Here is a 17429-nt window from a genome sequence, read left to right on the forward strand (position 1 = left end):
CTATTTGCCTTCGCATCGGGCGCAGCGCCCGGCGATTTCCACGACGCGCGTGCGGGCGCTGAAATGCGCCGCCGCGACGAGCGCCGCGAGTTCGCGGGCAAAGCCTGGCGACGTCGCCTCTTTCACCTCGCCGCATTGCTCGCAAATGATGAAAACCACCGGCTCTTCGGCCTCATGCGCGTGGCCGCAGACGATATAGGCGTTTTTTGACGCGAGCCGATGCGCGAGGCCGTTGTCCATGAGATAGCCGAGCGCGCGATAGACGGAGACGGGCGCGGGCCGCTTGCCCTCTTCGTCGGCCATGAGGTCGATCATCTCATAAGCGCCGACCGGCCGGTTCGCTTGCGTGAGAATGTCGAGCGCTCGGCGGCGCGCGGGAGTCAGGCCGGCGATCTTGGGCCGTGTGGGGTTTTTCGTCGTACGGCTGCTCATTGCGTCAATTTAGGGGGCTCCGACGTAAAAAACGAGGCTTAGCGCTTGGCGCAGGCCGCGGCGAATTTCTTGAATTTCTCCGTCGCGTCGGCGAGAGGCGCCGAGCGCTTCGCCCCGCCAATGGCGATGTCGAGCGTTTCCCCGCCGGCCATCGCCGCGAAGATCGGGTCTTTCGCCGGCAGCCGCCCTTCAAAGCTCGGCACGCCGGCTTCTTCATTGGGGACGAGCTTGCCGGCGACCTTCGCCGTCTTTTCGCCGACGGAAAGGATCGCCGTCGCCTTGTCTCCCGCTTTAAGCTTGTCGCTGGTTTCGGCGATCCAGATTTTGACCAAGCCGCCCCCGGGCGCGCAGGTGAAGCTCCCGAGGCTGTCGTCGCTTTCCGGCACCCCATAGCCAAGGTAGATGCTGTCGGCGGCCTTCTCCTCCAGTCCGCCGAGCGTCCAGACGCGCTGGTCGGTTTGCGCGCAGAGACCCGACAGCCCCAGGAAAGAAAGGACGCCCGCCAGGGCGAATGTTCGCTTCACGCCATTTCTCCTGCGCGGACGTGGGCCGCGTCGCGCCGCCTTGCGCTCGGGCCCGCGGCGCCTATAGTCCGCGCGCAATCGCCCCCGCCGAGCCAGAGCCAAAATGACCCGCCAGAAAAAAGAAATCAAACGCGTCGTCCTCGCCTATTCCGGAGGGCTCGACACCTCGATCATTCTGAAATGGCTGCAGACGACCTATGGCGCGGAAGTCATCACCTTCACCGCCGATCTCGGTCAGGGCGAGGAGCTCGAGCCCGCGCGCGAGAAGGCGCTGCTTCTGGGCGTGAAGCCTGAAAACATCTTCATCGAAGATCTGCGCGAAGAATTCGTGCGCGATTACGTCTTCCCGATGTTCCGCGCCAACGCCCAATATGAGGGGCTTTATCTGCTTGGCACCTCGATCGCGCGCCCGCTCATCGCCAAGAAACAGATCGAGATCGCGCGCAAAATGGGCGCCGACGCGGTCTGCCATGGCGCGACCGGCAAGGGCAACGACCAGGTGCGGTTCGAACTCGGCTATTATGCGCTCGAGCCCGATATCACCGTGATCGCGCCCTGGCGCGAATGGGATTTCGTCTCGCGCGCCGATCTCATCGCCTTCGCCGAAAAGAACCAGATCCCGATCGCCAAAGACAAACGCGGCGAAGCGCCGTTCTCGACCGACGCCAATCTTCTGCACACGTCTTCGGAAGGGAAGGTGCTCGAAGATCCGACCAACGAGACGCCCGATTACGTCTATTCGCGCACCGGCAATCCCGAGGATGCGCCGAACGCGGCGCAATATGTCACGATCGACTTCGAAAAGGGCGACGCGGTCGCGGTGGACGGCGTCAAGCTTTCGCCGGCGGCGCTTCTCGCCAAGCTCAATGATCTGGGGCGTCTTCACGGGATCGGGCGACTCGATCTTGTCGAAAATCGCTTCGTAGGCATGAAGTCGCGCGGCATGTATGAAACGCCCGGCGGCGCGATTCTGCTCGTCGCGCATCGCGGAATCGAAAGCCTTACGCTCGACCGCGGCGCCGCGCATCTCAAAGACGAGCTGATGCCGCGCTACGCCGAACTGATCTATAACGGCTTCTGGTTCGCGCCGGAGCGCGAGATGCTGCAGGCCGCGATCGACAAGAGCCAGGAGCATGTCACGGGCCGCGTGCGCATCAAGCTCTACAAGGGCTCGGCGACGCTTGTCGGCCGCGAAAGCCCCTGGTCGCTTTACGATCAGGACCTTGTCACCTTCGAAGAAGGCGGAACCTACGACCAGCGCGACGCGGAAGGCTTCATCAAGCTCAACGCCCTGCGGCTGCGCACCTTGGCCAAGCGCGCCGCGCGGGGGGCGAAGCAATAACGGACCGCGCGGTGCGTTTTTCGCGGAACGTTTGACGCCTCCCTCTCCCGCGGAGCGGGGGAGGGTAAGGGAGGGGGAATATATTCGAGCCGAGCGCAAACCGCATCGCCCCCTCTCCAACTCTCCCCCGCTGCGCGGGAGAGAGAGCGATTGCGCGGCGGAGAAACGCTTGCCGTTGGATCAAGGCGCGGCCGCGCGAATGCGCGCGCCGTCGCGCACGCTTACCTCGCTTGCCGATCTGGTTGACGCGCGCCTCATGAGCGAGGTCGACGGTCTCGATCAGGTGACGCAGCGCTACAGCATCGCCGTCACGCCGGAAATCGTGGCGCTGATCGACCGCGCCGATCCGAATGATCCGATTGCGCGACAGTTTATCCCCGATCTTCGCGAGGCCGCGACGACGCCGCAAGAACGCGCCGATCCGATCGGCGACGACGCGCATTCGCCGCTGCCCGGCCTCGTGCATCGCTATCCCGATCGCGTGCTCTTGAAGCTGCTGTCCGTCTGTCCCGTCTACTGCCGTTTTTGTTTTCGGCGCGAGACCGTGGGGCGCGGCAAGGGCGATCTGCTGCCCGAGCGTCACGTCGCGGCGGCGCTCGACTACATCGCGCGGCGACCGCAGATTTTCGAAGTGATCCTCACCGGCGGCGATCCGTTGATGCTGTCGGCGCGTCGTCTCGGCGCCATGTCGCGCCGGCTTGCCGAGATCCCGCATGTGCGGCTGTTACGCGTCCATACGCGCGTGCCGACGGTCGCGCCCGATCTCGTGACGCGCGAGCGGCTTGCCGCGCTTCGCGAAAGCGGCAAGACGCTTTTCATCGCCTTACATGTCAATCATGCGCGCGAATTGACCGAGCCGGCGCGCGCGGCGATCGCTCAGTTGCGCGAGGCAGGCGCAGTCCTTCTCTCCCAGACCGTGCTGCTCAAAGGCGTCAATGACAACGTCGACGTCTTGGAGCAGCTGATGCGCGATTTGGCAGGTTTGGGCGTTCGGCCCTATTATCTGCACCATCCAGATCTCGCGCCGGGGACCGCGCATTTTCGGCTCAGCCTGGCGGCGGGCAGGCGAATCTACGCAGAGCTCTCGCGCCGGGTGACCAGCGTTGCGCTGCCGGCCTATGTGCTCGACATTCCGGGCGGGTTCGGCAAGGCGCGGGTCGCCGAGGGCGCCGCCGCGCCGGACGGGCAGGGGGGATGGACCGTGATCGACCGGAACGGCGACAAGCGGTCCTACCGCGACGAACTCGAACCGCCGCGAGATTGACCGTTCGCCCGTGTGCTCGAAACCGATTTGATCGGCTCGCTCCACTCAAGGAATGCATGTGCGCATACTGACGCTCCTCATCGCTATCCTGATTGCGACGCTCGCCGCCTCTGGATCGCGCGCCGACGAAGCCCCGGCTTCGATCGAACAGTTCAACGCGCGTCTCGATCGCGCGCGCGCCACGCTGGACGAGGTGCAGAAGGCGCTTGAGCAGCCCGAGCTTTCGGACGCCGCGCTGCGCAGTCTGCGCGCGCGTATCGAACCCTTGCCGCACGAACTCGAGGAAACGATCGAAAAGCTGACGCCGCGCCTTGCCGCGATTGATGCGCGGTTGAAGGAGCTTGCGCCCGCCGCCGCAAAACCCCAGGAGCCGCCAAAAGAGGCTCCGAAGGCGACCGAGAAGCCGGCGGAGCCCAAGCCGCCCGGCAAACCCGCTGTGAAGAACGGCGTCGCGAAGCCGCCGCCGGCAAGAGGGCCGCCGGTCCCGGCGCCCGAAGCGACGCCGAACGGACCCGACTCCGCCGACGCGGCGGCGCGCGTCAGCGCCAACGCCGAACTCGAAGAGCAGCGTCGTCTGTACGACGCGGTCGACGCGACTCTGAAACGTGCGCGCGCCATGTTGCTCGAGACGCGGCAGGTCGCCGTCACGATTGTCGCGCGCCAGCGCGGGCTCTTTGCGAAGAATCTATTTCTGCGAACGAACGGTCTATTCTCGCCTTCGCTGTGGCGCGCCGCGCTCGACGGCGCGCCCGCCGCGATCAGCGATTCCGCGAGGTTTCTTTCCGACCGAGCGGCGAACGTCGTAGATCGCGTCAACAGCGGCCGACGCGCGCAGTTTTTTGCGGTGCTTTTATTGATCGCGGCCAGCGTCGCCTTGGCGCTCTTCATGGCGCGACGCGTCGCCCGGCGTTCGGAAAACGAGTCCGCTCCGACGGCTTTGCGCAAGGCGGCCGCCGCCGGATGGACCGCGCTCGTCATAGCGGCCGCGCCGGTTGTGGCGGTCGGAGCGTTAAGCCTCGCCTTCGACGCCTACGACCTTATCGACGCCGCGCTCGAACCGATCTGGCGACGCTTCGTCGAGGGCGTGGCGCGAATCGCCTTCGCCTACGCGATCGCGCGCGCGGTTCTGGCTCCCGCGCATCCGAACTGGCGGCTCGTTGATCCCGGCGATCGGCTTGCGAAACGTCTCACGCAACTCGTCACGCTGGCTGCGGTGACACTTTCCGCGGCGCGCTTCCTGGAGCAATTGGAAGAGGCCGTGCAGGGGGGCCTTTCGCTCGTGATCGTGACGCGCGGCCTCGGCGTTATGATCGTCACGGCGCTCATCGCTATCGCGCTCTTCAATCTGCCAAGCCGAGTCGAAGTCGAGGAGGGCGCCGCCGTCGTCACCCCCGAAGGCCGCGACTGGATGAGCGCCGCGCGTTTTTTCGGCGCGCTTATCGTGCTCGTGCTCGTGGGGGCGAGCGCGGCCGGCTATGTCACATTCGCCAATTTCATCATTCTGCAGATCGGCTGGACGGCGGCCGTGCTGGCCATCCTGTATGTCGTCGTCACCCTTTCGCGCGGCGGCATCGAGGCGGCGCTTGCGCCGACAAGTTTCCTCGGTCGCAAAATGATCAGCGGTCTTGGCGTGCGCCGCGAGCAGCTCGCGCCGCTCGCCGTGCTCCTGTCCGGCATTGTCACGCTGCTCTGTTTCCTCGCCGCGGCGTTGTTGGCGCTCGCGCCGCTCGGCTATGAGTCGGGCGATTTCCTGAGCAATATTCGCTCGGCGTTCGTTTCCTTCAAGATCGGCGACGTCACGATCTCTCCTTCGAGCGCGCTTGTGGCGATGCTGCTCTTCGCCGCGGCGCTTGCCGCAACGCAGGGACTGCGGCGCTGGCTTGACGCGCGTTTTCTGCCGCTCACCCGGCTCGATCTCGGTCTGCGCAACTCCATCAGCGCGACGCTCGGCTACGCCGGCTTCATTTTCGCGGCGGCGCTCGCACTGTCCTATGTCGGGCTCGGTTTCGAAAAACTCGCGATCGTCGCCGGCGCCCTCTCGGTCGGCATCGGCTTTGGCCTGCAATCGATCGTCAACAATTTCGTCTCCGGCCTCATCCTGCTTTGGGAGCGCGCCATTCGCGTCGGCGACTGGGTCGTGGTCGGCGACGAGCAGGGCTATGTCAAACGCATCAATGTTCGCTCCACCGAGATCGAGACCTTCGATCGCGCGACGATGATCGTGCCGAATTCGAATCTCGTCGCGGGCGTGGTGAAGAACTGGCTGCGCGGCGACAAGGTCGGCCGCATCAGAATCGCCATTTCGCCGCATGTCGGCGTCGATCCGGAAAGAATGCGCGACATTCTTCTTGCGGCGGGGCGCGCGCAGGAAGGCGTTTTGCGGATTCCCGCGCCGCAGGTGATGTTCCTCGGCATGGAGGCGAACATCTTTAAATTCGAGCTTTGGTGCTACGTCGAGGATGTCGAGCAGTCCGCGCGCGTGCGCAGCGACCTGCACTTCGACCTCTATGAGCGCCTCAAGGACGCCGGAATCTCGATCGGTCCTATTGCTGCGCCGCCGCCGCCGACAATCGTCAACATCCCCGAACTCGACAAGCTGGCCGCAGCGGCCGTCGCGAGCGCGCTGGCGATCGAAGCGAATCTGGCGGGCGGCAAGAGCGAAGAAGAGCAAACCGAACGGTCCGAGACCTCTAACGAGGACGCCGCGACGTCGGACGATGCGCAAGCGAAGTAACTCCTGCCATTCATTGTTTCTCAAACAATGAGGAGCGAGATGCGCTTAATGTTTCCGTCGCATCTTCCTCGCGTCGCCATTCTCCTGGCGCTCGGCGCGCTTGCCGGCTGCAACGCCGGACAAGAGCCTGCGCCTCGGGCGACAGGGGCGGAGCCGCCGATGTATCGCTCTCTGGCGGCGGCCGGCGCGCGCGTCGATCCCGTGACGGCGCGCGACATGATCTCGCTTTATCGACGCAACAGCGGGCTCGGCGATCTGACGCTGGATGACGGGCTGCAGCGCGTCGCGGAGACGCAGGCGCGGGACATGGCGCAAAGCGGGGACCTTGCAGCGCGCGGCGAACTCGGCGACCGCCTCGCGGGCGCGGGCGTTCAAACGCCGGCCGCCGTGGAGAACGTATCGGCGGGCTATCGTACGCTGGCGGAGGCTTTTTCCGGCTGGCGCGATTCCGCGCCGCATAATGCGCGCATGCTGGATAAGCGCGTGAAGCGGATGGGGATCGCGACGGCATACGCGGCCGACGCGAAATATAAAGTCTATTGGGCGCTCGTTCTTGCCGACTGAGGTCAGGCGCGGACCCGGCGCCTGCGCTTGCCGCCGCCGGGCCGCGCGCCGCGGGATTCCGGAGCGGGCTTCTCCTGCGGATTGACGAGGGCGTCCTCCATCCGCAGGTAGCGCACGCCGAGAAAGAACAGGATCTGCGCGTCGCGCTGCTGCACGTCGTTGCGTATCGACGCCCCCCTCGTGCGCGGTTGGAAGGCGATGACCTTCCCCATGGCGATTTCTCCAAGCTCGGTCCGCCGACGATGAATCAGCCGTCCCAAACGATTAGGAATTGGCGAGGGTTAATGCTCCGTCAACGACCGGATGCTAAATTTTCTGCTCGTTGCGTATGGTTTGAGTGGTGAGTGATGGGCGCCGATAGGGAACAGCGTCGGACGGTCGACGCGTCGCTGCTTCGAGCGGTCGTCGATCAGTTTGTCGAGCGATCGATGCATCCGACGGCCGACCTCCGGCAGTTCGAACAGCTCGCGCTCGGGCTCATCGACATTGTCGATGCTGAAACAGTGGCCCGCGCGGCGCTGCCGCTCTGCTTTCATCCCGAAACGCCTGCCTCGATTTTCGCGCGTCTTTTCGACAAGGGCGGCGCTGCGGCCGCGCTTGCCTTTCAATTCGCGCCTAATCTCGCGCAGCGGGATATCATCGCCACCGCCGAGCAGGGGCCGGCGCAATTCGCGGCGGCCGTGGCCCGCCGACGCGGTCTCGATCGGGAGACGATGCTGGCGCTTGCCTCGCGTCGCGAGGGCGAGGTGCTTCGCGCGCTCGCCGGAAATCTCGCCGCGCATTTTGATTCGGCGTCCAGGCGCGCACTGGTCATGGCGGCGCGCGATGATCTGACGCTCGCGCGCATGTTGCTCGATCGCGACGACCTGGATCTCGATCCAGAACCGCTTTTCCTTGCGGCGAACCGGCTCGAGCGCACGGCCATCGTGCTCAACGCCTGTCGCCAAATATTGGCGAGCGGCGCGACCGAAGCGCCGCTTCGCGCCGACGGCGCTCTCGTCGAGAAACTGGAAGCGGCCGCGCAACGCCATGACCGCAAGGCGATGGCCGCTCTCCTCTCCGAGGCGCTCGAGTGCCGAAAGGATCGAGCGCGCGCGCTCGTCGTCGATCATCTCGGGGAGGCGCTCGCTCTGGCGCTCAACGCGATCGGCGTCCCGCTCGAATCGGCGACGCGCATCTTTCTTTGCGCCGAGCCTGGCATCGCCCATGACGTCGAAGTCGTGCGGGCGTTGCTCGGCGTGATGCGCTCGACGCCGCAGCGTGCGGCGGCGCGGATCGTGGGCGCAATGACCGGCGCGGCGCGATCGGAGCGTGAGAATTCTCGCCGTGCGGCGCGAGAAGATCCGGGCGCGCTGACGCGACGCCGCGCGGCGCCGCAGCAGTCATTGGCGCGGGCATCGCGCAAATTCGATCAATCCGCTTAGAGCGCTTCCCGATCGCATGGAATCATGTGATCGATAAGGAATTGCTCAAAATCGAAATGTTGGAGCGGGTTCTCTAAGCGGCGAGGTCGACGAACACGCGGCCGTCGGGGTCCTCGATCTCGACGATCCAAAGGTCCGGGTCGAACATGATCTCGCGCTTGAGCCTCTGCTCGGCCTCCGCCGGATCGAGCCAGTCGCCTGCATGGACGCGCGCGAACAGCCGATCGACACCCTCCGGCGGCTCTTCGCTCTGCGGGGCAGGGCCATAAACTGCGGCGCGCCCGTCAAGCCGATCAAGCTTGACGAAGATCGCGCCGGCCTCGGCGGCGCCCCGCCGGCGCAGCATGGCGACCGCGCCTTGCACCTCGGCCCGGCGGATCAGCGCGGAGACGAATATGTCGGACCTCAGTCGCATGGGCGCAAACTAGCGCTTGAGCGGCGTGATTGTCGAACGCGCGCGACTCAGGGGAGCGGGAGGCGGGAGCGCGCCGCGAGCTGCTGCAGCAGTTTCGGGGTGATCCGGCCTTTGACCGGAAGGCCGGCGTCGCCCTCGAACTTCTCCAAAGCGTGGCGCGTCGCGCCGTTGAGAACGCCGTCGGAGCGCACCACGTAGCCGAGCTTCAGGAGCGCGCGCTGTGCATAAAGAACATTCTTATCGACAGGCGCAGTTTTGTCGGCGCTGGCCGCCTTGTCGGCTTTGTTGGCCTTGTCGGCGCTTGCCTTAATCGGCGGCGGATCGCCGACGATCAGCAGGCCGATCGCGTCCCGCTTCCTGTCTGTGGCGTGCGGCGGGTCCACGTTCGCCGGCGCGCTCTTCCCCCCGTCGGGGCTTTTGGCGACGTCAAGCTTTTCGATCTTGCTGGCGATGGGGTCTTTCGGAGTGGCGCGCGGGGGGACATTCGCTTCTCGCTCGATCCGTGCGGATTCAATCACGGCCGGTCGTCGCGCCGGCGGCGTCGTCGCGCCTAGGACCGTGTTCGAAGGCGGAGACGAAAAGAGCGGCGCCGGATGTCTTCCGTCCTGGAGGAACAGCGCGTTCATGGGCACGCCGATCGCCGCCACGGCGGCGATGCCGAGGATAAGCATGACGCCGATTCGTTTCGCGCCGAACACGCGCGCAAGGACTGAGCGACGACCATTGCGCCGTCCGTCGCGCGGCGGGGCGCGATCGGTGGGGGAAGCCTGAAAGCGAGAGGCGTAGAGCGAGGCGTCACGCAATTTTCTTCACCGTTGCTGGTTCTACGCCGACGACGACGGCCGCGCTTGGCGGCGCGCCAAGTCGCGCGATCGTTGCGATTCTTGCCGGAGCGCCGGTTGCGCCGCTGTTACGGCAGTCGAGCGGCAGGCGCACAGAAACCATGGTGCCCGCCTGCGGTCCGCTTTCGATGGTGATCGAGCCGCCGTGCAGACCCACGAGTCCGCGCACCACGGAAAGTCCGAGGCCCGTTCCCTCATGCCCGCGTTCAAGCGACGCGCGCGCCTGAAAGAAGGGATCGCCGAGCCGCGCGAGATCGCCTGCGGCGATGCCTGCACCATCGTCGGCGACGGTGACGACGACGTGATTTCCTTCGACCTGAAGCAACAGCTTGACCGTGCCGCCGCGCGGCGTGAATTTTAGTGCGTTCGAGAGCAGGTTGATCAGGATCTGCCTGCAGCCGCGTTTGTCGGCGACGATCTCGCCAAGGGCATCGGCATATTCGCGCGCGAGCGTTACGCCCGACTGATCGGCCTTCAGCTGCATCATGTCGCAGCACTGATCGGCGAGTGTCCGCAGAGCGAACGACTCGGCGGCGATTTCCATGGCGCCGGATTCGATCTTGGACATGTCCAGGATGGAGTTGACGATCTCGAGCAGATGGTGGCCGGAGTCGCTGATGATTGACGCATATTCCCGCTGTTTGGCGGGTTCGGAAGGCGCAATCTCGTCGGTCGCCAACATTTGGGAGAAGCCGATGATGGCGTTGAGCGGCGTGCGCAGCTCGTGGCTGACATTGGCGAGAAGGCGCACGTTGCTGGTTGCGGCGCGCTCGGCTGCCGCGTGAGCCGCCGCACGCGCGATATCGGCTTCGAGCGTGGCGTTTACGTCTCGCAGGACGCAGAGGACGGCCTCCGCCTCGCCTTCCTCGCCGTTGGACTGAGCGCGGCGCACACGCGCCTCGAAAGAGTTGAAAACGGGCGCGACGAATTCGCTGGAAGCATTGCTCGCAACGCCAACCTGAACGCGAACGGCGGTCGCCACCGCCTTGCCGTCGACGGCGTCGGAGACCGCCTTGAGGAAGCTCGGTCGGTCGGCGACGTGAATACGCTTGAAGAATTCGCGGCCGATCAGATCGCGCTTGAGATCAAAGACGTGGCGCCCGTCGCCCAGGACCGCGTTGACGAAGCCGGCGCGATCGAGGTGCAGCAGGATGTCGCCAACGGCGCCTGTCAGGAGCATGAGGTCGCGGTCGTTGCGCGCTTCGGCGCAGGCGCGAGCCTGCTCGACCCGGACGGCGCCGAAGACGAGAGCGGCGATATAGAGAAACAGCGGCGCTCCGAGAAGGACAGTCGTCGTTGCATGTTCGGTCAGCAATTCGCGCGGCGCCTGCAGATTGAGACCGGCTGTCAGCGCGAGGGCGGCGATGGCGACCACTTCTATGACGATGACCGCGCCGACGTCGGGCGTCAGGGCAGCCTCAACGAGCGCAACGAGCAACAGCGCGATTGAAAGCGCGTCGTAGCCCGGCATTAGCGCGTGGATGGCCGTCGCCATCGCCAGCCAGCCGCCGATCGAGAGGCTCCGCGCAAGGCGCAAATCTCCCGCGCGCGATAACAAGATCACGGAGGCGAGCGGGATCTGCGCAAGCAGGAAAAGGACGCAGTCGCTTGTCGTCGGCGCGCCGTGGAAGAAGAGAAACAGCGGCGCCGAGAGCAGGACACAGGCGGCGACGACGAGCCGAGCAATGATGAATGCCCGATGACGCGCCTCTTCCACCGGTCGTCCGGCGACCCGCTCATGCAATGCGGCGTCCACGCAGGACGGGTAGGGGCTATCGTCGGCAATGCTACTCAAGGCGTACGCTCCTTATCGGCAATAGCGATAGCAGGGCGTCCTTAAGCAGCCGCTAAGCCGATGCGTAAGCGTCAACAGCCGCTCGGCGACGCATCGACATGGTTTGCATTTTATTGCCGTAACTTTCAGGGACAGAATCGATGGAGCGTTTACGAAGGCTCAACCTGGCGGCCACATCACTTACAAAGAAAGCCGCTTTCCCTGAAGGAGACGAGTGTTGGTTTTTCTCGCCAAATGCGCGATTTGCATTCTCCTCGTCTGCGTCGCCCTGCAATGGCGGGCGGATCACGCGCCAGTTGCGCCGAAAAGCGCAGCCGTCCGCGCTTCTGCGCCCCAGCACGCGGCTGGCCTCGTACTGGACTCTATCGAGAAAGCGTCCGCGCTGATTCGCGCCGGCGGCGACGCGCTCGCCGGCGCAGCGCGCGATAAATGTCTGGCGGCGCCGCGCGACTGCCTCTCGGCGGCGCAGCGCGTGCAGTCCGCCGCCGGTCGCGCGCAGTAACAGCCAATCCACGAGGGTAGAGTGTGCAATAGCCGCGCTGCTGCGGCGGTTTTTGCAAAATCAGTTTTTTGACACTAAACATGGTCGCGCTTGGCGCGCGATTTTGAGGCCGAACCGCCACCGAGGCCATTCCGTTTTTGCTCGCGCGACCCGTTCGCACATCGCGAGCCATCCTCTCCCTAAAGGAGGCGGCCATGTCCGAAGAAACTTCCTCGCAACCCGAAGATACGGTTTCCCGCTCCGAACTGACCAATCTGCAGGAGCAGCTCAAAGCGACGCGCATGGAGCGCGACCGGCAGATTTTCGAGAAGTCCGAGATCGTCGCAAAGGCGAACGCCTACGCCAAGGAGCGCGACGATGTTCGCGACAGCCTGGCGGCGATGACCGCCGAGCGCGACCGCCTCGCCGCTGAGAACGCCGGGGCGTCGACGAAACTGCTTGAGACCTCCCGGCAGCTCGAAGCCGCCAATCGCCGGGCCGACGAGGCTACGGCGGAGGTCGTGCGGCTGCGCCACGCGATCGCCACCGCGCCCTCATCCGATCCCGCCGTCGTGCTGTGGAGCCTCATCTCGGAAAAGACCAGGGATGGCGTCGCCTGGGTAAGAGGCAAGATTCCCGCCGACAGCCCGGCTTTGCCCTGGTTCGACAAGACGGTCTCGGTCGTGACCCAGGTCGGCTGCATGGCCGTGAAGGCGGCGGACGCCTTCATCCGCTGGGCCGTGCCCAAAGCTATCGAGCTTTTTAACAAGGGCAAGGCGGAGCTCGAGGCGCGGATGGAGAAGAAGTAGGCTTCCAGAAGGCTCAGGCGGCGCGCTGGGGCGCCAGCCTAAGAATGAAATGGCGCCGGGCGCGGGCTGACGCGCCCTTTCATTCCTTGGCGGGCGCTGCTATCCCCGCGCACATGACCGCCCATAAGATCGAAAACATCCGCAATTTCTCGATTGTCGCGCATATCGACCACGGCAAATCGACCCTGGCCGACCGGCTCATTCAGGAGACAGGGACTGTCGCCGCGCGCGACATGGTCGAGCAGGTGCTCGATTCGATGGATATCGAGCGCGAGCGCGGCATCACGATCAAGGCGCAGACGGTGCGCCTCAACTACAAGGCCAAGGACGGCAAGCATTACGTCCTCAATCTGATGGACACGCCGGGCCACGTCGACTTTGCCTATGAGGTGTCCCGCTCGCTGAAGGCCTGTGAAGGCTCGCTGCTTGTCGTCGACGCCTCCCAGGGGGTCGAAGCGCAGACGCTGGCCAATGTCTATCAGGCCATCGACGCTGGCCATGAGATCGTTCCCGTCCTCAACAAGATTGATCTGCCGGCGGCCGAGCCCGACCGCATCAAGGAGCAGATCGAGGAGGTCATCGGGCTCGACGCCTCGGGCGCGGTGCTCATTTCGGCCAAGACCGGCATCGGCATTCCGGACGTGCTCGAGGCGATTGTCACGCGCCTGCCGCCGCCAAATGGCGACGAGAAGGCGCCTTTGAAGGCGCTGCTCGTCGACAGCTGGTATGACGCTTATCTCGGCGTCGTCGTGCTGGTGCGAATCTTCGATGGAACCCTGAAGAAGGGCCAGAAGATCAAGATGATGGCGACCGACGCCCACTACGAAGTGGACAAGATCGGCGTCTTTCGTCCCAAAATGCAGGATGTCGCGTCGCTTGGTCCCGGCGAAGTCGGCTTCATCACGGCGCAGATCAAGCAGGTGGCGGATACGCGCGTTGGCGACACGATCACCGACGACAAGAAGCCGACCGCCGAGGCGCTGCCCGGCTTCAAGCCGGCGCAGCCCGTGGTGTTCTGCGGACTGTTCCCCGTGGACGCCGCCGACTTCGAGGATTTGCGCGCGGCGATCGGCAAGCTGCGCCTCAACGACGCCAGCTTCTCCTATGAAATGGAGACGTCCGCCGCGCTCGGCTTCGGATTCCGCTGCGGTTTCCTGGGCTTGCTCCATCTCGAAATCATTCAGGAACGGCTGCAGCGGGAATTCAATCTCGACCTCATCGCGACGGCGCCGTCGGTCATCTACAAGATCACCTTGACGAACGGCGACGAGATCGAGCTGCACAACCCCGCCGACATGCCGGATGTCGTGAAGATCGAAGAGATCAAGGAGCCCTGGATCCGGGCGACGATCCTGACGCCCGACGACTATCTCGGCTCGGTGCTGAAACTCTGTCAGGACCGCCGCGGCGTGCAGGTCGATCTCAACTATGTCGGCAAACGCGCCATGGCGGTCTACGATCTGCCGCTCAACGAGGTGGTGTTCGATTTCTATGACCGCTTGAAGTCGATCTCGAAGGGCTATGCGTCCTTCGATTATCAGATCACCGACTATCGCGTCGGCGATCTCGTCAAGATGAGCATTCTCGTCAACGCCGAGCCGGTCGACGCGCTCTCCATGCTCGTGCATCGCACCCGCGCCGACGGACGTGGCCGGCAGATGTGCGAGAAATTAAAGGAGCTGATCCCGCCGCATATGTTCCAGGTGCCGATTCAGGCGGCGATCGGCGGCAAGATCATCGCCCGCGAAACGGTGCGCGCCTTCCGCAAGGACGTCACGGCGAAATGCTATGGCGGCGACGTGACCCGCAAGCGCAAGCTCCTGGAGAAGCAGAAGGAAGGCAAGAAGAAGATGCGCCAGTTCGGCCGCGTCGAGATTCCGCAGGAGGCGTTTATCGCCGCGCTGAAGATGGAGGAGTGACGGATGGCGGCCGCCGATCCGACGGCTCTGGAGCTATTGCAAGCGGATTTCTCAGAGCTTTTCATCCAGCTTTCCGAGATCGAGCGGCGCATTCGCGAACGCATCACGGAGCATGCCGTCGGCAATCGATTAAAGGGCAATGAGCACGTCGGTTGGCTCGGCGAAATATATTGGAAAGACGCTCTTCGGCGGCTCCTTGGTCGGCGATCGGCACGAGCACGATTTCGAGACTCCTGCCGGCTGGCGCGTTTCGGTCAAGACAAGAAAAGGTTGGGGTAAAGGCTGGAAGCAAACGAGTCCTATTCCGACCTACGACGGTGAGCAATGCCCCACTCATCTGCTGTTCGTCCATCTCGATGACCATTATGCGATCGACCGAATATGGCTTTTTTGTTGGAAAGAGTTGGTTACCGCGAAACGATTCAAGGCGCACAAAGTACGTGGAATGCATCGTTCTTACGTGTTCAGACTGGCCGAGAATCAAGATGCTCCGAACATCGTCTATCAGCGATCTACGATCAGGGGCATTTCGGAGACGAATCATCTTCTGAAAAGCCCGTGCAACGCCGAGCGCCTTGGTGCGGCCATCAAGGAACTCGATGCGGGGTGCGGCAATGAACGCAAGCTCGTTTAATGAAGCTCGTCTTCTCCGAGTAGGCTTAGGCCGATTATCTCCATTGGCGGGTGCAGGAAAAAACTCTCGAACGCATCAATGTGTTCATAAAGGAATGCAGGCGGACGCTATTCAAGGGCCTTGGCAAGCCGGAACCCTTACGTGGCGATTTACGCGGCTGGTGGTCACGCCGCATCGATCGCGAGCATCGCCTCGTTTATCGCGTCGAAGACGGCGCCTTGCTGATTGCTCAGTGCCGCTACCATTACTGACGGCTTACTCCCGCGCCAGCGCGATCATGACCGCGCCAAGCAACATCACCGCCGCGCCAAGCAGCCGGCCGCTCGACTCCTCCTTCAGCACACGTCCGCTCGCGACAACCGTGAAGAGCGCCGATAGACGCTTGATGGCGATCACGTAAGGCGTGAACAGCACGGTGAGCGCCCACATCTGCAACGTGTTGCCGAAGGCCATCGCCGAACCCGCGCCGATGGCGTAACGCAAATTGAACGCGCTTGGCGCGGGCCGGCGCCCGGCGACCCAGTAGAGCAGGGCGCACAGCGAAATGACGATCGTCACCGCTGTTATCCAGACGAGCGGCGTCGACGCCCTGACGCCGAGCTTGTCGATATTGGCGGTGACGCTCCAGATCACCGCGGTGCCAATCATCATCCGCGCGCCTCTATCGCGCGCGAAGACATGGAAGTTGAAGCGGCGCCCGTTTGCCCGGTCGGCGTCGAGCAATCCGACGCCGAGCACGGTGAACAGCACGCCGAAGACGCCCATCGGCGGGGCATGCTCGCCCGTCATGATCGGCGAGGTGAACAGCATCAACACAGGGGTGAGCAGCACAAGCGGCGCGACCAGCGACGCGTCTGACAGTCGAAATGCGCGGATGTACAGCACATAGGCGACGACGTTGAGCGCGCCCGACCAGGCGAGGAGACTCCAGAATTCGGGCCTCGTCAGCGACGCAAGCGTTTCGCGCGGCGCGCCGAGAAGGCCAGGATAGAAGATGACGCAAGCAAGGCTCAGCAGGACAGCGCCCGCGCACCATTGCGCGGCGAGAATGGCGCGATCGTCGGCCGTTCGCGTCGCGGCCTTGGTGCCGAGATCGGTGACGGATTGGCAGATGGCGGTGACGAGCGAGGCGAAGAGAGCGAGAAGCGCGAGGTCCATGGCGCGCTATAACGCATGATCAGCGAGAGCGGGAGTTGGCGTTGCGAGCGGCGCGAGTTTGGCCGCCTACGCCCTCATGCTGAGGAGGCGGCGCAGCCGCTGTCTCGAAGCGCGAGGGCGAACAGAGGATGCGAACGAAGGTTTCCTCGTCCTTCGAGACGCGCCCTTCGATCTCGGGCCTGCCCGAGATCGACATTAAATCCGCAAGTCGGGTAAACCGCGACTTGCGCACGCTCCTCAGGATGAGGAAACCTTATCCGATCAACATGCGTTCTTAGTCAGGCCTGACCGCAGTCACCAGCGTGTCCACGCCGTCGCGGAATTCAACCGCGACCGGCGCGAAGCCCGCAGCGCGCAACTGCTCGAGCGCCGGCGCGAAAGGCATGATGTGCAGAGGGGATTCGTCGCTTAGCAGGTGCACGATCCAGTCTTCGAGCAGATCGAGTCGGTTCATCTTCGTGAAAATCTTGAACCAACCCCGCACCACGGCTTGCGTATCGGCAAGATGCGCCGCCGGGTCGTCCATCGCATAGCGGTCGCCGTTGACGAAAATTCCGCCCGGCTTCAGGACGCGGAAAATCTCCCAAACCACGGCCTTACGGTAGTCGTCAGGGAAGTTATGGATCGCGTAATTCGAAATGACGACATCCCTGTGCGCATCGGGCAATGCGCGCAGCGCCGACAGCGCATCGGCTTCGATAAATTCGACGCGGCCCGCCAGGGCGTAATCGGCGAGATTGGTTCGCGCCTGATCCAGCATTTCGCCGGCGCTGTCGATCGCGGTGAGCTTCAGGTCGCCCCGCGCCGAGAGCGCCGCGAGCGTGCTGATCCCCGTTCCGCAGCCGATCTCGAAGCCATCGATTGGCCCTGCGTCGGAACGCCACTCGGCGATTCGGTCGCCGATCTTTTTGGCGAGCGTGGCGGCGTTTGGACACATCAGCCGCAGCACGTCATATTCGGCCGCAATGGGCCCAGTGAATGGATTTTCTTGAAGCGCGGACATGCGGCTTTTTTTCATATCGCGACAGGCCTCGCAAGGGCGGCTTTTCTTGAGGGCGGCTTTTCTTGCCGGGGCCGCCATGTTAGCGAAAC

Annotated in this window: 17 protein-coding genes and 1 pseudogene; 10 read left to right on the forward strand and 8 right to left on the reverse strand. The window is 64.1% G+C overall.

Translation table 11 applies throughout. The annotated features are described in order from the left end of the window. Nucleotides 1–432: a transcriptional repressor gene (locus HUN39_RS00380; RefSeq protein ID WP_175092551.1), complete on the reverse strand. Its 432-nt coding sequence runs from the start codon at nt 430–432 to the stop codon at nt 1–3. A 38-nt stretch (nt 433–470) separates the two neighbouring features. After that, nucleotides 471–956, reverse strand: coding sequence for a hypothetical protein (locus HUN39_RS00385; protein WP_175092552.1), 486 nt, complete (start codon nt 954–956; stop codon nt 471–473). 103 nt (nt 957–1059) lie between these two features. Here HUN39_RS00385 and HUN39_RS00390 point away from each other — a divergent pair, with 103 nt between their 5' ends. The 4 genes from HUN39_RS00390 (at nt 1060) to HUN39_RS00405 (ending at nt 6860) form a co-directional block, all read left to right on the forward strand. After that, the gene (locus HUN39_RS00390; RefSeq protein ID WP_175092553.1) at nt 1060–2298 is read left to right on the forward strand and encodes an argininosuccinate synthase; all 1239 of its coding nucleotides are present in this window, start codon (nt 1060–1062) and stop codon (nt 2296–2298) included. 199 nt (nt 2299–2497) lie between these two features. Further along, nucleotides 2498–3562: a lysine-2,3-aminomutase-like protein gene (locus HUN39_RS00395; protein WP_175092804.1), complete on the forward strand. Its 1065-nt coding sequence runs from the start codon at nt 2498–2500 to the stop codon at nt 3560–3562. 52 nt (nt 3563–3614) lie between these two features. Continuing rightward, nucleotides 3615–6296 (forward strand): DUF3772 domain-containing protein, encoded by a 2682-nt coding sequence (locus HUN39_RS00400; protein WP_210266786.1) that lies wholly within the window; start codon nt 3615–3617, stop codon nt 6294–6296. A gap of 39 nt (nt 6297–6335) precedes the next feature. Beyond that, on the forward strand, nt 6336–6860 hold the full coding sequence (locus HUN39_RS00405; RefSeq protein WP_232365826.1) for a CAP domain-containing protein: 525 nt from the start codon (nt 6336–6338) through the stop codon (nt 6858–6860). Nucleotides 6861–6862: 2 nt separating this feature from the next. Here HUN39_RS00405 and HUN39_RS00410 read toward each other — a convergent pair whose 3' ends face one another. Then, the gene (locus HUN39_RS00410) at nt 6863–7072 is read right to left on the reverse strand and encodes a hypothetical protein (protein ID WP_175092556.1); all 210 of its coding nucleotides are present in this window, start codon (nt 7070–7072) and stop codon (nt 6863–6865) included. Nucleotides 7073–7207: 135 nt separating this feature from the next. On the opposite strand from HUN39_RS00410, the gene HUN39_RS00415 reads away from it, so the two are divergent. Next, nucleotides 7208–8284, forward strand: a complete 1077-nt coding sequence (locus HUN39_RS00415) for a DUF2336 domain-containing protein (RefSeq protein WP_175092557.1) — start codon at nt 7208–7210, stop codon at nt 8282–8284. 73 nt (nt 8285–8357) lie between these two features. Here the strand turns inward: HUN39_RS00415 and HUN39_RS00420 are convergent, their stop codons facing one another. The 3 genes from HUN39_RS00420 to HUN39_RS00430 form a co-directional block, all read right to left on the reverse strand. Continuing rightward, nucleotides 8358–8699: a DUF1491 family protein gene (locus HUN39_RS00420; RefSeq protein ID WP_175092558.1), complete on the reverse strand. Its 342-nt coding sequence runs from the start codon at nt 8697–8699 to the stop codon at nt 8358–8360. A 47-nt stretch (nt 8700–8746) separates the two neighbouring features. After that, nucleotides 8747–9370: a peptidoglycan-binding domain-containing protein gene (locus tag HUN39_RS00425; RefSeq protein ID WP_232365827.1), complete on the reverse strand. Its 624-nt coding sequence runs from the start codon at nt 9368–9370 to the stop codon at nt 8747–8749. A gap of 124 nt (nt 9371–9494) precedes the next feature. Continuing rightward, nucleotides 9495–11336, reverse strand: a complete 1842-nt coding sequence (locus tag HUN39_RS00430; protein ID WP_210266787.1) for a sensor histidine kinase — start codon at nt 11334–11336, stop codon at nt 9495–9497. 214 nt (nt 11337–11550) lie between these two features. On the opposite strand from HUN39_RS00430, the gene HUN39_RS00435 reads away from it, so the two are divergent. The 5 genes and pseudogenes from HUN39_RS00435 to HUN39_RS00455 form a co-directional block, all read left to right on the forward strand. Further along, nucleotides 11551–11838: a hypothetical protein gene (locus tag HUN39_RS00435; RefSeq protein ID WP_332310696.1), complete on the forward strand. Its 288-nt coding sequence runs from the start codon at nt 11551–11553 to the stop codon at nt 11836–11838. Between the two features lie 194 nt (nt 11839–12032). Then, on the forward strand, nt 12033–12626 hold the full coding sequence (locus tag HUN39_RS00440) for a hypothetical protein (RefSeq protein WP_175092560.1): 594 nt from the start codon (nt 12033–12035) through the stop codon (nt 12624–12626). Between the two features lie 113 nt (nt 12627–12739). Then, nucleotides 12740–14545 (forward strand): translation elongation factor 4, encoded by a 1806-nt coding sequence (gene lepA, locus HUN39_RS00445; protein WP_175092561.1) that lies wholly within the window; start codon nt 12740–12742, stop codon nt 14543–14545. Nucleotides 14546–14684: 139 nt separating this feature from the next. Continuing rightward, the gene (locus HUN39_RS19075; RefSeq protein ID WP_232365828.1) at nt 14685–15179 is read left to right on the forward strand and encodes a type II toxin-antitoxin system Phd/YefM family antitoxin; all 495 of its coding nucleotides are present in this window, start codon (nt 14685–14687) and stop codon (nt 15177–15179) included. Nucleotides 15180–15211: 32 nt separating this feature from the next. Further along, nucleotides 15212–15430 (forward strand): annotated as a pseudogene (locus tag HUN39_RS00455) (Txe/YoeB family addiction module toxin); the annotation flags it as partial. A gap of 4 nt (nt 15431–15434) precedes the next feature. Here HUN39_RS00455 and HUN39_RS00460 read toward each other — a convergent pair. Beyond that, on the reverse strand, nt 15435–16337 hold the full coding sequence (locus tag HUN39_RS00460; RefSeq protein ID WP_175092562.1) for a DMT family transporter: 903 nt from the start codon (nt 16335–16337) through the stop codon (nt 15435–15437). Nucleotides 16338–16611: 274 nt separating this feature from the next. Next, entirely contained in the window at nt 16612–17340 is a 729-nt protein-coding gene (locus HUN39_RS00465) for a class I SAM-dependent methyltransferase (RefSeq protein ID WP_175092563.1), read from the reverse strand. Nucleotides 17341–17429: the final 89 nt, after the last annotated feature.

This window comes from Methylocystis silviterrae (assembly GCF_013350005.1).
Classification (GTDB): Bacteria; Pseudomonadota; Alphaproteobacteria; order Rhizobiales; family Beijerinckiaceae; genus Methylocystis; species Methylocystis silviterrae.